General features: G+C 38.9%; 14 protein-coding genes. 12 read left to right on the top strand and 2 right to left on the bottom strand.

Translation table 11 applies throughout. The annotated features are described in order from the left end of the window. The first annotated feature begins 23 nt into the window (after positions 1 to 23). From IGI37_RS11855 to recO, 9 genes are all read left to right on the top strand, one after another. Positions 24 to 452, top strand: coding sequence for a Fur family transcriptional regulator (locus IGI37_RS11855; protein WP_438762168.1), 429 nt, complete (start codon positions 24 to 26; stop codon positions 450 to 452). A 268-nt stretch (positions 453 to 720) separates the two neighbouring features. Then, positions 721 to 897, top strand: coding sequence for a 30S ribosomal protein S21 (rpsU, locus tag IGI37_RS11850; RefSeq protein ID WP_002356740.1), 177 nt, complete (start codon positions 721 to 723; stop codon positions 895 to 897). A 23-nt stretch (positions 898 to 920) separates the two neighbouring features. Continuing rightward, positions 921 to 1,370 (top strand): GatB/YqeY domain-containing protein, encoded by a 450-nt coding sequence (locus tag IGI37_RS11845; protein WP_438762167.1) that lies wholly within the window; start codon positions 921 to 923, stop codon positions 1,368 to 1,370. A 289-nt stretch (positions 1,371 to 1,659) separates the two neighbouring features. Next, positions 1,660 to 2,583, top strand: a complete 924-nt coding sequence (locus IGI37_RS11840; protein ID WP_438763643.1) for a PhoH family protein — start codon at positions 1,660 to 1,662, stop codon at positions 2,581 to 2,583. A 22-nt stretch (positions 2,584 to 2,605) separates the two neighbouring features. Continuing rightward, entirely contained in the window at positions 2,606 to 4,804 is a 2,199-nt protein-coding gene (locus IGI37_RS11835) for an HD family phosphohydrolase (RefSeq protein WP_438762166.1), read from the top strand. Further along, a complete protein-coding gene (ybeY, locus tag IGI37_RS11830) occupies positions 4,804 to 5,280 on the top strand; it encodes an rRNA maturation RNase YbeY (RefSeq protein ID WP_438762164.1) in 477 nt (158 codons plus the stop codon). The genes IGI37_RS11835 and ybeY overlap by 1 nt, the downstream gene beginning before the upstream one ends. Further along, the gene (locus IGI37_RS11825; protein ID WP_438763642.1) at positions 5,264 to 5,662 is read left to right on the top strand and encodes a diacylglycerol kinase family protein; all 399 of its coding nucleotides are present in this window, start codon (positions 5,264 to 5,266) and stop codon (positions 5,660 to 5,662) included. Before ybeY ends, IGI37_RS11825 begins: the two co-directional genes overlap by 17 nt. Before the next feature lie 18 nt (positions 5,663 to 5,680). Further along, positions 5,681 to 6,580, top strand: coding sequence for a GTPase Era (gene era / locus IGI37_RS11820; RefSeq protein ID WP_438762162.1), 900 nt, complete (start codon positions 5,681 to 5,683; stop codon positions 6,578 to 6,580). 109 nt (positions 6,581 to 6,689) lie between these two features. After that, the gene (recO, locus tag IGI37_RS11815) at positions 6,690 to 7,466 is read left to right on the top strand and encodes a DNA repair protein RecO (protein ID WP_438762160.1); all 777 of its coding nucleotides are present in this window, start codon (positions 6,690 to 6,692) and stop codon (positions 7,464 to 7,466) included. A gap of 131 nt (positions 7,467 to 7,597) precedes the next feature. Here the strand turns inward: recO and IGI37_RS11810 are convergent, their stop codons facing one another. Beyond that, positions 7,598 to 8,413, bottom strand: coding sequence for an AraC family transcriptional regulator (locus IGI37_RS11810; RefSeq protein WP_438762158.1), 816 nt, complete (start codon positions 8,411 to 8,413; stop codon positions 7,598 to 7,600). 116 nt (positions 8,414 to 8,529) lie between these two features. Between IGI37_RS11810 and IGI37_RS11805 the strand changes: the two genes are divergently transcribed. From IGI37_RS11805 to glyS, 3 genes are all read left to right on the top strand, one after another. Further along, complete coding sequence (locus tag IGI37_RS11805) at positions 8,530 to 10,536, top strand: beta-galactosidase (RefSeq protein WP_438762156.1); 2,007 nt, start codon at positions 8,530 to 8,532, stop codon at positions 10,534 to 10,536. Positions 10,537 to 10,947: 411 nt separating this feature from the next. Further along, the gene (gene glyQ / locus IGI37_RS11800; protein WP_438762154.1) at positions 10,948 to 11,862 is read left to right on the top strand and encodes a glycine--tRNA ligase subunit alpha; all 915 of its coding nucleotides are present in this window, start codon (positions 10,948 to 10,950) and stop codon (positions 11,860 to 11,862) included. A 1-nt stretch (position 11,863) separates the two neighbouring features. Further along, positions 11,864 to 13,948, top strand: a complete 2,085-nt coding sequence (glyS, locus tag IGI37_RS11795; RefSeq protein WP_438762152.1) for a glycine--tRNA ligase subunit beta — start codon at positions 11,864 to 11,866, stop codon at positions 13,946 to 13,948. 134 nt (positions 13,949 to 14,082) lie between these two features. Here glyS and IGI37_RS11790 read toward each other — a convergent pair whose 3' ends face one another. After that, on the bottom strand, positions 14,083 to 15,024 hold the full coding sequence (locus IGI37_RS11790; protein WP_438762150.1) for an AEC family transporter: 942 nt from the start codon (positions 15,022 to 15,024) through the stop codon (positions 14,083 to 14,085). Positions 15,025 to 15,099 lie beyond the last annotated feature (75 nt).

Here is a 15,099-nt window from a genome sequence, read left to right as displayed (position 1 = left end):
TTTGGATTTAGGAGGGATATTAAATGAATCAACAAACACTTATCCAACAATCGCTTGACTGTTTAAAAGATAATGGTCTAAAGTACACTAAAAAAAGAGAAGCCTTACTGACTTATTTAATCAAAAGAAATCGATATGTTTCTGCAAAAGAGGTCCATCATTTTATGCAAGAATCATTTCCTGGCTTAAGTTACGATACGATTTATCGAAACCTTCATGATTTTTCTGAGCTTGACTTATTAGAGGAAACAGATTTGAACGGGGAGATGAAGTTTCGTTTTCACTGTTGCCAGGGGAATGTAGGGCATCACCATCATTTTATCTGTACGGTTTGCGGGAAAACAAAAGAAATCCATATGTGCCCGATGAACTTTTTTGAAGAGCAGCTTTCAGGCTGTACTATCGAAGGACATCGATTTGAAATTTTAGGTCGCTGCGAAGAATGTCAATAGGGGAAAAATAAAGAATAATAGAAAAAATTTTTTTATTTTTTAATAAAAAAACAAAGAATTCTCGAAATTTCTAGTGATTTTTGCCAAAATAAGGAAAATCCTACCTATTTTCTCATAGTTAGACGAATAATTCACAAAACTTTCCCTGAATGCCTTGACGGTCTTAGGGGCTTTCGATATAATATTTTAAGGACAGTCTTGTTTTTTGAGATATTAACTTTCAATAGCAAAAACGGTTACTTTTTAAGCTCGGAGGGAGGGAATTAACATGTCAAAAACAGTCGTTCGTAAAAACGAATCTCTTGACGATGCTCTTCGTCGCTTCAAACGTTCCGTGTCAAAAGCGGGTACATTACAAGAATCTCGTAAACGTGAATTCTACGAAAAACCAAGTGTAAAGCGTAAGAAAAAATCTGAAGCAGCTAGAAAACGTAAAAAATTCTAGTTCATTGATGAGGAGCTGGTAGTGTGTCACTACTAAGTACGTTGAATGATGATATGAAAACTGCGATGAAGGCAAAAGACAAGGAAACCTTGCAAGTCGTTCGTATGTTAAAAGCAGCCATTCAAAACGAACAGATTAAAGCTGGCCACGACTTGGATAATGAAGAAGAATTAACCGTGTTGTCTCGCGAAATGAAACAACGACGTGATTCTCTATCAGAGTTTGAAAAAGCGGGGCGCGATGATCTAGCAGACAAAGTCAAAAGTGAAATTATTATTGTTGAGAAGTATATGCCTGAACAACTTTCTGATGAAGAGATTCGTCAAATTGTCCAAGGTGCGATTGAAAAAACTGGTGCCACTTCTCCAAAGGAATTTGGAAAAGTTATGGGTCTTGTTATGCCCCAAGTAAAAGGCAAAGCGGATGGCAATCAAGTCAACGCAATAGTAAAAGAACTTTTGCAACCTGAATAAGAAACGTCTAAACACCACAGACTTCGTGTCTGCGGTGTTTTTTTGGCTGCCATTCTTCATTCTTGTTAAGGAAAAATCTGATAGACGAGTGTCGCTTTCTTAATTTGTCCGTGAATAGTAACCGATAATCCAATATCACTGAGCCTTGTAGGTATCATCTGCTATTTTTTCTTTTTCCCAGAATGTGGTATTATAGGAAGGAATATAAATTGAAGGAGATGACGCATTTTTGACAGCAGAAGAGTCAAAATCTTTGGAAATAAAACTGAGCGCGACCGATGACATCAGCATGCTCTTAGGCGCGCACGATAAACATATTAAATTTCTTGAAGACAATACAAAAACAGACATCCACACCCGTGGAGAAATGATTCAAATTATTGGTGAACCTGATGAGGTTGATTTAGTGGCAGAAGTGATTCGTATGCTTCAAGAATTAATCAATCGAGGAATTCACATCAGCACACCTGATGTGGTGACGGCTCTAAAAATGGCCCGTAAAGGAACCATTGATTATTTTGTTGACATGTATGAAGAAGAAATTGTCAAAGATCATCATGGAAAACCCATTCGTGTGAAAAATATTGGTCAAAAAAATTATGTTGCTTCTGTGAAACGACACGATGTTGTCTTTGGCATTGGACCTGCTGGAACGGGAAAAACGTTCTTAGCTGTGGTCATGGCTATTGCTGCCTTAAAAAAAGGCGAAGTACAAAAGATTATTTTGACTCGTCCAGCCGTTGAAGCAGGGGAAAATCTAGGCTTTTTACCTGGTGATTTAAAAGAAAAGGTCGATCCTTATCTTCGCCCAGTTTACGATGCCCTATATCAAATCTTTGGAACAGAGCATACCAATCGTTTAATGGAACGAGGGGTCATCGAGATTGCGCCTTTAGCGTATATGCGTGGCCGAACCTTAGATGATGCATTTGTAATTCTAGATGAAGCTCAAAACACAACGATTGCTCAAATGAAGATGTTTTTAACACGTTTAGGTTTCCAATCAAAAATGATTGTTAACGGCGATAGTAGTCAAATTGACTTGCCACGTGGCGTAATGAGTGGTTTAATCCATGCAGAAAAGACCCTAAAATCAATCAAAAAAATTGATTTTGTCACTTTTGAAGCAAGTGATGTGGTCCGACATCCGGTTGTGGCAGAAATCATTCAAGCCTATGAACAAGAAAACTTACGTCAAGAAGCCAAAGACTGAAACCAATTTAGGAGGGAAATAAGTGTTTAATAGAACCGTCTTAAAAATACGTGAGAAGCTAGGACACTTCTTTTTACCCAGCGTTTTAGTTCTCTTTGCCCTCTTTTTATTTGGGATTACATTTAGTAGTGTCAAACAAAAAGCAGTTGATTACAAAGAAGGACAAGTCGCCACAGAAAGCATTCGTGCAAACAAAACGATTGAAAATACCGCTGAGACTGAGCAGAAGCGTAAATTAGCGGCTGAGGCTGTAACACCAGAATATAGTTATCAAGAAGATCTAGCTACGCAACAACATGATCGTTTAAACAATCTGTTTTCTCTGATTACAAAAACGAATGAACAAGTGGATAGCGAGTATAAAGAAAAAGTAGCGAAAGCCAAATCTGGTACCAACGTCCCAAAGCCAACCGCCGACGAACGAGTCGCTGCTTTAAAGAAGGAATTTGAAGGGGCTAAGGATGAAGACGTCGCACTTTATCAGAAATTGCCGAATCAGTTTTATCAAACGATTATGTTGATGACCACAGAAGAGATTGAAACCATTCGCACAGAGACATTAACATTGGTTGATGAGCAGATGGCTAAACAAATTCGTGAGAGTGATTTAGAAAACTTTCAACAAGAAGCAACAGATAAATTACAATATTTAAATATCACCGCTGCACAACAGCAGGATATCCGTTACTTAATCAATCTAGGAATTGTTGTCAATGATTTCCCTAACGAAAAACGAACAGAAGAATTGCGTGAAGCAGCTCGTCAGGCCGTTTTACCTGTCATGATTATTCAAGGGGAAGTGATTGTGCGTGAAGGAAATCAAATCGATGCTAACGCGATTGAAAAGTTAAAATTATTAGGACTTACAAGCACCAACACATCAATTTTTCCGTTAGTTGCTTTAGCCTTAACGATTATTTTACAAATTTTAGTGTTACTGTACTTCTCTTATCAATTCCAAGAAGATCAACGACAAAAGTTTGTTTTCTTTTATGTTGCAGCGATGGCGATGAGTGTCATCTTAATGAAGTTTTTCCAAATGTTCCAATCTGAGCAGCTGATGTATATTGCGCTCTTTTTCCCAGCTGCCTTTACGCCGTTAGTTCTAAGTTACTTTTTAAACAGGCGAACAGGGGTCGTATCAGCGCTGTTTCAAGTGATTTTTGCACTCTTTGTGTTCTATGATTCCATTGGCACAAACTTCCTTGTCATCACCCTGATTACGTATTTATTTACTGGGCTTATGGCAACGGTCGTAAAACATCAAAGAATCTCGGAGCAAGGCTGGCCAGCCGTCATGTGGGTGATTATCTTCCCAGTGTTGATGAATGTTATTTTAATCATCTATCAAGGAATGAACTTTAGTGATGGTAAAACGTGGACCGCATTAGTCTGTGGACTAGCAGGCTGTTTGCTTTCTTTCTTATTAAGTATGGGACTACATCCTTATATCGAATTAATGATTACCGATGATAGTATGATTGTCTTAAACGAGTTAAGTAACCCTAATCATCCATTATTAAAACAGCTGTTAGAAGAAGCACCAGGGACGTATCATCACAGTATGATGGTTGCCAACCTAAGTGCCAATGCTGTAGCAGAAATTGGTGGGCGTTCACTGTTAACACGAGTGGCTTGTTACTACCATGATATTGGAAAAATCAAACACGCCAACTTTTTTGTGGAAAATCTTCCTTCAGGAGCTGAAAATCCACATAACTTCTTACTCCCTGAAGATAGTAAACAAATTATTTTCGGTCACGTGATTGATGGCGCCAAGATATTGGAAGAATATGGCATGCCAGAGATGGTTATCGATATTTGTAAACAACACCACGGAACAACTTTAATGCGCTACTTTTATGTAAAAGCCAAAGAACGTAATCCTGAGGTAACAGAGGAACAATTCCGTTATCCTGGACCAAGACCGCAAAGTCGGGAAGCGGGGATTGTTAATATTGCCGATAGTTGTGAAGCTGCCGTACGTGCAATGGATCATCCAACCAATGAAAAAATCGAGAAATTTGTTTCTGACTTGATTGAAAGTCGAATCCTAGATGGGCAATTAGATGATACAGGACTGACGTTAAAAGAAATTCGTAAAGTTGAAAAATCATTAATCAATGGATTAAGCAGTACTTTCCATTCACGGATTAAATACCCAAAAATGAAATCTGAAGCTGAAAAGATGAAAGAAGAACAAGAAAGAAGAGATGCCTAATGGATATTACTTTTATCGATGAGACAACCAAAGTTTCTGAAGAAAAAATAAAAGAAATTGAAAATCTGCTACAGTTTGCAGCAGATTACTTATCCCTTCCAAAGGATACTGAAATGTCTGTCACTTTTATGAATAATGCAGCGATTCAAGTTATTAACCGTGACTATCGTGGGAAAGATGCGCCAACTGATGTCATTAGTTTCGCCTTAGAAGAAGAAGGGGAAGATGAAGTCCCTGTGATTTTTGAGGATGACGAACTAGATATTCCTAGAAATTTGGGCGATATCATGATTTCTATCGAGCGTGCAGCTGAACAAGCCGAAGAATTTGGCCACACGTATGACCGAGAGTTAGGCTTTCTTGCCGTTCATGGATTTTTACACATCAACGGTTATGACCACATGACTGCTGAGGATGAAGAAGAGATGTTTGGCCTACAGAAAGAGATACTTGATGCGTATGGACTCAAAAGATAAGCAACCTATTGAAAAAAACAAACATTTTGTTCGTTCTGTCGAGTTTGCCATTCAAGGAATCAAAACGGTCTTTCAAGAAGAAAGAAACATGCGTAAACATGGACTGTTCGGCGTTCTTGCCATCGGGGCAGGATTCATCTTCAAATTGTCCCAAATGGAGTGGCTGTGGTTATTATTAGCTATTTTTTTAGTTTGGGTCGTCGAAATTATTAATACTATTTTTGAAAATGTGGTAGACATGGTAACCGACTTTCATTTCCATCCCATTGGCAAAAGAGTCAAGGATATGGCAGCAGGCGCTGTTTTACTAACTGCTTTATTTGCGGCATTAATCGGGGCGATTTTATTTATCCCAAAACTATACCAACTTATTTTTCGTTAAACAATCTAGGGGGAAACTATGACTACACATAAATCAGGGTTCGTTGCCATTGTGGGCAGACCAAATGTTGGAAAATCAACACTACTTAATCGAATCGTGGGGCAAAAAATTGCCATCATGAGTGACAAAGCACAAACAACAAGAAACAAAATTCAGGGTGTTTACACAACCGCTGATACGCAAATGGTCTTTATTGATACACCAGGAATTCATAAACCAAAACATCGCCTAGGGGACTTTATGGTCGAGGCGGCTTACAGTGCTTTACGCGAAGTGGATGCGGTTCTGTTTATGATTAGTGCCGATGAAAAACGTGGCCGTGGTGATGACTTCATCATTGAACGTTTAAAAAATGTTTCTTCACCTGTCTATTTAATCATCAACAAAATAGATAAGGTTCATCCAGATGCTTTATTAGGAATTATTGAAGATTACACCTCACAAATGGAATTTTCAGAGATTGTACCGATTTCAGCAGCTGAAGGCAATAATGTCGAACATTTAATGGCTATCTTAGTAGACAAAATGCCTGAAGGACCTCAATATTTCCCTGATGACCAAGTAACCGATCACCCAGAATACTTCATTGTATCTGAATTGATTCGAGAAAAAGTCTTAGAGTTGACTCGAGATGAAGTCCCTCATTCAGTGGCGGTTGTGATTGATAAGATGCACCGCGATGAAAACGACAAGGTTCGTATCCTCGCCACAATTATTGTGGAGCGTGATAGTCAAAAAGGAATTGTGATTGGTAAAGGCGGCAAGATGTTGAAACAAATCGGCACAAAAGCCCGCAAAGATATTGAACTATTATTAGGAGATAAAGTCTTCTTAGAGGTTTGGGTAAAGGTCCAAAAGAACTGGCGCGATAAACAAACCTATTTACAAGATTACGGCTACAGAAAAGACGAGTATTAACACAAGCGTTGACAGGAATCACCAAAGCTAAAATGAATCAGACTGATACGCATATCTATCGATTTGTGTCTCAGTCTTTCTTTATGAAGCACAGGAAGGAGCGAGTGAAATGAGTCATCTTGTCGAATCAAAAGGGATTATTCTGAGAAGTCGAAACCACAAAGAAAAAGATAAACTAGTCAAAATATTTACCGAATCAGCTGGAAAGATGATGTTTTTTGTGAAGGGTGCTCATCGCCAAAACAATCCCTTAACCCCCGCATTATTACCTTTTACAGAGGCCGTTTATATCGGGGATTTTCGTGAAGAAGGGCTTTCGTTCTTAAACAATGCCAAAGAGATTCACGGCTTTAGAAAAATTCAAGAAGATATTTTTCTAAGTGGCTACGGCACCTATCTGTTGAACCTTGTCGATGCTGCTGTCGATGATCGTGTGTACGACCCACACCTGTATCATTTTCTTCATCAAGCATTGAGTTTAATGAATACGGAGGTCGACGCAGAAATCATTACGAATATCTTTGAGGTTCAATTATTGCAGCGCTTTGGTATTTCGCCGACTTGGAAGCAGTGCGTTATTTGTGGGCAAACGCAAGGAAAATTTGATTACTCCTCAAAATATAACGGTGTCCTTTGCCAAGCACACTGGTCGCATGACGAACGCCGTTATCATGCAGATCCTAGAGCTGTTCATTTTGTTCGAATGTTCTCAGAGATTTCCTACGATAAGCTACAGGAGGTCAATGTCAAAGCTGAAACCAAAGCACAGATTCGTCAGTTTATCGATCTTCTCTACGATGAATATGTCGGGATTCATTTGAAAAGCAAAAAATTTATTGATCAAATGAAGTCCTGGGAAGGCATGTTAACTAAAAAGGAAGAATAAGTAAAAACCCAGACAGACAGAACGATTTTTGTTTTGTCTGGTGGGTTTTTTGGTCTCTAATCTGCAACTGAGCTGGCAATTCCTGTTAGACAAGTCCCGCTTTCTCAATTCAGCTGTCAATAAACAAAAATTTACCGATGCAAGCGGCGAAACTCCAAGGGTGTGTAAGAGCTCTCCTTTTTAAAAGTCGCCACAAAATGACTCGTGTCTTTGAAACCAACGAGATAGGCCACTTGCTGAACTTCTAATTCTTGGCGATTAATTAATAGCTCTTTTGCCTTGTTTAAGCGATAGCGCAATAAAAAAGCATAGGTTGACATCCCTAAGAAGCGTTGGAACAAACGCGAAAGATACTGAGGGCTAACAAAAACTTTTTCAGCCAATTGTTCGACCGTTAAGGCTTCTCTATAGTTTGTTTCAATTTCCTCAATTATTGGCTGTACATAGGTTACATACAGCTCATGTTTTTGGCTAGAATGTTTCTCTTGAAACCGACTAAGCTGCATTAAAAATTGATAACAAGCAATAGATAATTCGACTGAATCCATCGAAGGGTTACTTACTTGTTGTTGAATTTGCGTTTCGACCCACTCAAAAAATGAAAAGTAAGGTTGTTCCTCGGCTAGTAGGTAAGGAGCGTTGCCAACAATTTGCCCAATTTCATTAGCTAAGCTGCCGTTAAACGTCGCAAACGAGGTTGTCCACTCAGATGAACGATGAGAAAAGTATTGATGTGCAACAAATGGGGCAATCAGAATGCCTTGGCCTTCTTTTAAAACAATCCGTTTTCCTTCAAGAAATATTTCTCCCACACCAGACTCTGTTTGCATCCAATGATAATAAGGATATCCAGATGGACGGCTGACAGTCGGTTGCTCCCAGTGAGAACCAATACTGTCAATGGACAAGGGCTCATCTTGATAGGTCAAATTATAGTAAACAGGCATCGAGTCATCTTCCTTTTTTGTTTCGTTTTTTTATATCCAATAGTTTAACATATTATACTTAACAATTGAAATCGCTTCTATAATTAGGGTAATTAATCAAGAAGGAGCGACGAATTATGACAAAAAAAGTGTTCAATCGAATTTTATTTGGAGGAGACTATAACCCAAATCAATGGCCAAAAGAGGTCTGGCAAGAGGATATGCGAATCTTTAAAAATGCCAAAATTAATAGTGCAACAATCAATGTGTTCTCTTGGGCCAAAATCCAACCTTCAGAAACGGACTATTATTTTGATGAGTTAGATGAAGTCATCGAGATGTTAACCGAAGAAAACTATGACATTGTCCTAGCAACCTCAACTGCTGCTTTGCCTGCTTGGATGTTCAAAAAATATCCTGAAGTGGCCCGAACAGATTTTGAAGGCCGTCATCATAAGTTTGGTCAGCGTCACAATGCTTGTCCCAATAGTTTGGTGTATCAAAAATATGCAGAAAAATTAGCAGGCAAATTAGCGGAGCGATACGGTGCGAATCCTCGTGTAACTTGTTGGCATATTAATAATGAATACGGTGGGGAATGTTACTGCGACAATTGTGAGAAGGCCTTCCGCGTTTGGGTGAAGAATCGTTACCAAACAATTGAAGCGTTAAACAAAGCCTGGAATCTAGAATTTTGGGGACACACCATTTATGAATGGGATGAAATTGTCCTACCTAATGCATTAGGTGAAGGGATTGACTATGATAATACAGCATTTGCCGGAATTTCCATTGATTATCGACGTTTCAACTCTGACGGCTTGTTAAATAACTTCAAAATGGAGCGCGAGGCCATTCGTCGATACGACAAAGCAACACCTATCACCACAAACTTAATGGGAACGTACAAGACGTTAGACTACTTCAAATGGGCCAAAGAAATGGATATCGTCTCTTGGGATAGTTATCCTTCTTATAACACACCTTGGAGTTATGTTGCCTTAACACATGATTTAATGCGTAGTTTGAAAAAAGAACCGTTTATGTTGATGGAACAAACACCAAGTCAACAAAACTGGCAGCCGTATAATTCATTAAAAAAACCTGGACAAATGAGAGCACAAAGCTATCAAACAGTCGCTCATGGTGCTGATACGATTCAATACTTCCAGCTTCGTCGTTCAGTCGGGGCTTGTGAAAAATTCCATGGTGCTGTGATTGAACATGTGGGAACAGAGGATACTCGTGTCTTTAGAGAAACAGCTCAGTTAGGTACGGAGCTTGCTGCATTTGGTGATTCTTTACTAGGGGCCAAAAACGAAAGCCGGGTCGCAATTTTATTTGATTGGGAAAACTATTGGGCGCTTGAATATACGAGCGGGCCAAACAAAGACTTAAAATATGTCGATCAAATTCATCAATATTATCGTTATTTCTATGACAAAAACATTGCTGTAGATTTTGTGTGCAGCGAAGAAGATTTAAGTGCCTACTCACTAGTGGTTGCTCCGGTCTTTTATATGGTGAAAGAAGGCGTGAAAGAAAGTATTGAAGCGTTTGTTCAAGCAGGAGGAACGTTTGTTACTGGTTTTATGAGTGGGATTGTTGGCGAATCAGATAATGTTCATTTAGGTGGTTACCCTGGACCTTTACGACAATTAGCTGGTGTTTGGGTGGAAGAAATCGATGCCTTAGCGCCCGAACAAACCAATAGCATTCAATTTATTGCTGGAAAAGAGGGAACTAGCCGTCTACTTTGTGATATTATTCATCCAGAAACCGCTGAAGTTTTGGCGAACTACACAAGTAACTTCTATGCACAAACACCGGTTGTTACTAAGAATTCGTTTGGGGAAGGAACCGTCTACTATATCGGTACAGAATTAGATGCTGATAGCTTGGATTACTGCCTTGAACAAGCTGTTTTATCTGCTGACGTTCACGCTGTTCTTGATGAACATACGCCACTAGAGGTTGTGCTTCGCCAAACAGACACGGAGAAATTTTATTTTGTTATGAACTTCCATGAAGAAACGCAAAAACTACCCGCTGCCTTTGTTGGAAAGAGCGATCAATTAACTGGCCAAGTCTTAACAGAAGCTACACAACTTTCACAATATGACACGTTTGTAATCAAAGCGTAGAAAGACTTGTTTGGTTGGGGGTTCGCAGACTTAAATGCTTGCTTTTAAATCTCTGGGGTAGACACAACTGGACAGCTCAAAAAGACACACTAAAAAACGAGTCAGTCGACAACTTTTTGAAATTTCATGAAAATTGGTTGACAAACCCTTTGATTTCGGACTATTATTAAGCATATTGAATCGTACGTAGACCAAGCAAAGTAAAAAACAAGAAGCCAAGCGAGTCTGGGAGAGTGGAAGCCGGATGCAATCAGTTTTTGAACTAGGCACTTGCGAGTACAAGTAACGAAGCTGCCGAAGATTTTTTTTCGGAAGTAGGGTGGAACCGCGAATGATTATTCGTCCCTATGTCTCTAAATGGAGACATAGGGACTTTTTTTATTCTCACACAAAATAGGAGGGGTACGTAAAATGAGCAAAAAATTAACTGTTCAAGAAATGATTCTCACATTACAAAAGTTTTGGTCAGAAAATGGCTGTATGTTAATGCAAGCCTACGACACAGAAAAAGGGGCAGGAACAATGAGTCCTTATACATTCCTACGCGCAATTGGTCCTGAGCCTTGGAATGCAGCGTACGTAGAACCATCAAGACGACCAGCAGATGGACGTTATGGGGAAAATCCTAACCGTCTGTATCAACATCATCAGTTTCAAGTTGTGATGAAACCATCGCCAGAAAACATTCAAGAATTGTACTTAGAAAGCCTACGTTTATTAGGAATTGATCCACTAGAACATGATATCCGTTTTGTTGAAGACAACTGGGAAAACCCTTCAATGGGCTGTGCCGGCCTTGGTTGGGAAGTTTGGTTAAACGGAATGGAAATCACACAGTTCACTTATTTCCAACAAGTAGGTGGGCTGCCTTGTAAACCAGTTACTTCTGAAATTACTTATGGTTTAGAACGCCTTGCTTCTTATATTCAAGAAGTTGAAAGTGTCTATGATTTAGAATGGACAGATGGCGTAAAATATGGAGAAATCTTCAATCAACCTGAATTTGAACACTCAAAATATTCATTTGAAATCAGTAACCAAGAGATGCTGTTAGAAAATTTCAATAAGTTTGAACAAGAAGCCAAACGTTGTATCGATGAAAGCTTAGTTCATCCAGCCTATGATTATATTCTAAAATGTAGTCATACCTTCAATTTACTGGATGCTCGAGGGGCTGTATCTGTAACAGAACGAGCAGGTTATCTTTCACGTATTCGTAATATGGCAAAATCAGTCGCAAAAATCTTTGTTGCTGAACGTAAAAAATTAGCCTATCCTCTACTAGATAGAGAAACGGCTGAATCATTACTGAAGGAGGACAAATAAGATGGCAAAAAATCTATTACTAGAAATTGGCTTGGAAGAAATGCCTGCCCATGTTGTAACTCCAAGTATGGAACAGTTACAAGAAAAAACAGTCAAATTTTTGGAAGAACAAAATTTAGGTTATGAAACGGTCGAAGTGTTTTCAACGCCTCGACGTCTAGCCTTAAAAATCACAAATATCCCAGAACGCCAAGAAGATACGCAAGAAGAAGTCAAAGGCCCTGCCAAAAAGATTGCCCAAGATGACCAAGGAAACTGGTCAAAAGCGGCAGAAGGGTTTGTTCGCGGTCAAGGACTAACCACTGATGCAATTACTTTCCGTGAATTAAACGGCGTTGAGTATGTTTATGTTACAAAACATACAAAAGGTCGATCTGCTCTTGACGTCTTGACTGGATTAAAAGAGGTTATCACAAGCTTAACCTTCCCTGTCACTATGCATTGGTCAAACTTTGATTTTGAATATATCCGTCCAATTCATTGGATTGTCGCGTTACTTGACGAACAAGTTGTCCCTTTCTCTATCCTTGATGTTGAGACGGGTAGAACTTCTCGAGGCCATCGTTTCTTAGGCGAAGAAGTCACTTTCCAACATGCCGATCAATATGAAGAAAAAATGAATGCAGAGTTTGTAGTTGTTTCATCAACCATTCGTAAACAAATGATTGTTGATCAAGCCAACGAGTTAGCTGCCAAAAATAATTGGTCACTTGACTTAGATGAAAACTTATTAGAAGAGGTCAACAATTTAGTTGAATACCCAACTGTTTTTGTGGGAAGCTTTGATGAAAAATATCTGTCAATCCCCGAAGAAGTACTAGTGACTTCGATGAAAGAACATCAACGTTACTTTGAGGTTCGCAACAAAGAAGGCTTGTTACTTCCGTATTTTATTGCAGCTCGAAACGGTAACCAAGTCAAAATTGACAACGTAGTCAAAGGAAATGAAAAAGTTCTAACTGCCCGTTTGGATGATGCCGAATTTTTCTATAATGAAGATAAAAAACTAACGATTGAACAATGTGTTCAAAAGTTAAAACAAGTCACTTTCCATGAAAAAATTGGAAGTATTTATGAAAAAATGCAACGGGTCGGTGTTTCTGCTCAAATTATCGGGGAAACAGTTGGTTTGTCTTCTGAAGAGCTTGTTGATTTACAACGTGCTTCTGAAATCTACAAATTCGACTTAGTTACCAACATGGTCGGTGAATTCCCTGAACTTCAAGGGATTATGGGTGAAAAATACGCGCTGCTACAAGGTGAAACACCCGCTGTAGCTAAAGCTATTCGTGAACATTATCTGCCAATTTCTAGTGAAGGGGCACTTCCTGAATCAGCTATTGGCTCAGTTCTAGCTATCGCAGACAAACTAGATAGCGTCCTTTCATTCTTTGCAGTTGGTATGATTCCGAGTGGGTCAAACGATCCTTATGCATTACGTCGTCAAACGTACGGAATTGTTCGCATCATTGAAAACAATCAATGGGAATTCCCATTAGTTGATTTACAAGAAAAGATTGGCCAACAAGTCAATCAAGATATTGCTACTTACGGCTTAGAGTTACCAACCAATCAAAACGAAGTGCTTGAGTTTGTCAAAGCTCGTTTACGTCAGTTCTTGAGTACAAAAAATATGCGCCACGATGTCATTGATGCGGTCATTTCAGCTGAGCAAAAGAACTTAACTAAACTATTCAGCTCAGCTAAAATTCTACGTGAGCATTTATCAGATGCCGACTTCAAACCATCTATGGAAGCTTTGACACGTGTCATCAACTTAGCGAAAAAAGGGCACAAGAATGATTTGAGCAAACTTCCTTCTGTTGATGCCGCCCTGTTTGAAAATGCAGCAGAAAAAGAGCTACACGAAGCGGTTCAAACGATTTCAGGAAACTTTGCCAACCAAGGTATGGCAGATAACTACCAGGCCCTTGTGGCATTACGTCCTCTAATTGATGAGTACTTCAATCAAACGATGGTTATGGTCGATGATGAAAAGGTGAAAAATAACCGACTCGCTCAATTAGGTCAAATTGCTTCTATGGCTTTAGCCCTAGCAAGTTTAGATCTTCTTATTACTAAATAATTAAAAAGTCCTACAAGAGGTTGGGGCAGGAGTTGCTTCTGTACCCACCGTTTATTCGGATAAAGAGAGGCTAGGACATAACGTATGAAGTTATGTCCCCGCCTCTTTTGTAGGACTTACTTGTTTTTTATTTGTTAAAGAATCAGATGTAGCAAAAATGGAATATAGATCAGATATAAGAGGACACTATAGCCTAAACTTGATGCTGCAAATTCGACATCGCCACCATAAGAACGTGTAAGAATTGGAACAGAATTTTGAATGGGCATCGCTGATTGAATGATAAAAACCTGAAGCATCATATCAGGAACTTGAATCCATTGACCCAACAACCAAACAATTAAAGGCGAAATAATGTAGCGACCCAATAAAACACCAAAAATATCATGATTCATTCGCAAGTTTTTGACACCAATTTGATAAACAATAATGCCAATTGCAAACATCGATAAAGGCGTCGTTAAATTGCCTAAGTAGCCTGTAAAAGAAGCGATGAACTTAGGAACAGAAAGGGAGCATAACACCCAGATTAACCCTACGATAAAACCAATCAGAGCAGGAGAGAAAATCTTTTTCAGGGCAGCAACTGGATGAAACTCAATTTTTGCTTGCTGACTCTCAGGATTATCTTGCGCCATTTTATAGACACCGGCTGTCCAAAACAAACTCGTATTAATAATGTAGTAGAGTAGAACGAAGGGCACAGCGACTTCGCCAAAAATTGCTAAGTTAATGGGTAGGCCCATAAAAATAGTATTTGAAAAGGTAAACATCGTGATAAATGTCCCTTTTCTTGTTGAAGAGACGCTGAAAAACTTGGTATAAAGTGTACTTAAAATGAACGTTACTAAAATCGAACATAAAGGGATCAACATCCCAGAAAACAAGGCCAAAAATTCATCTCTAGAAAAGTTTTTTGTTATATTTAAAAACATGTTGCAGGGGAGCGCAATCGTTAATACCAGCTTAGAGAAAACATCCGCTGTTTGATTGGTAAATAGTTGACGATAACTTAACCAGTACCCCATAAACATCAAGACAAAAATGACAAATATATTTAAATATGCATCAACCACAGAAAACCCACTCCTTTATTTCTATAGCGTACCATAGGAAAAACAATAAGAAAAGATACGTCGGACGCATAGTGG

The sequence above is a fragment of the Enterococcus sp. AZ194 genome, from assembly GCF_051713825.1.
Taxonomy (GTDB): domain Bacteria; phylum Bacillota; class Bacilli; order Lactobacillales; family Enterococcaceae; genus Enterococcus_K.
This window is presented reverse-complemented; position numbering and strand designations above follow the sequence as displayed.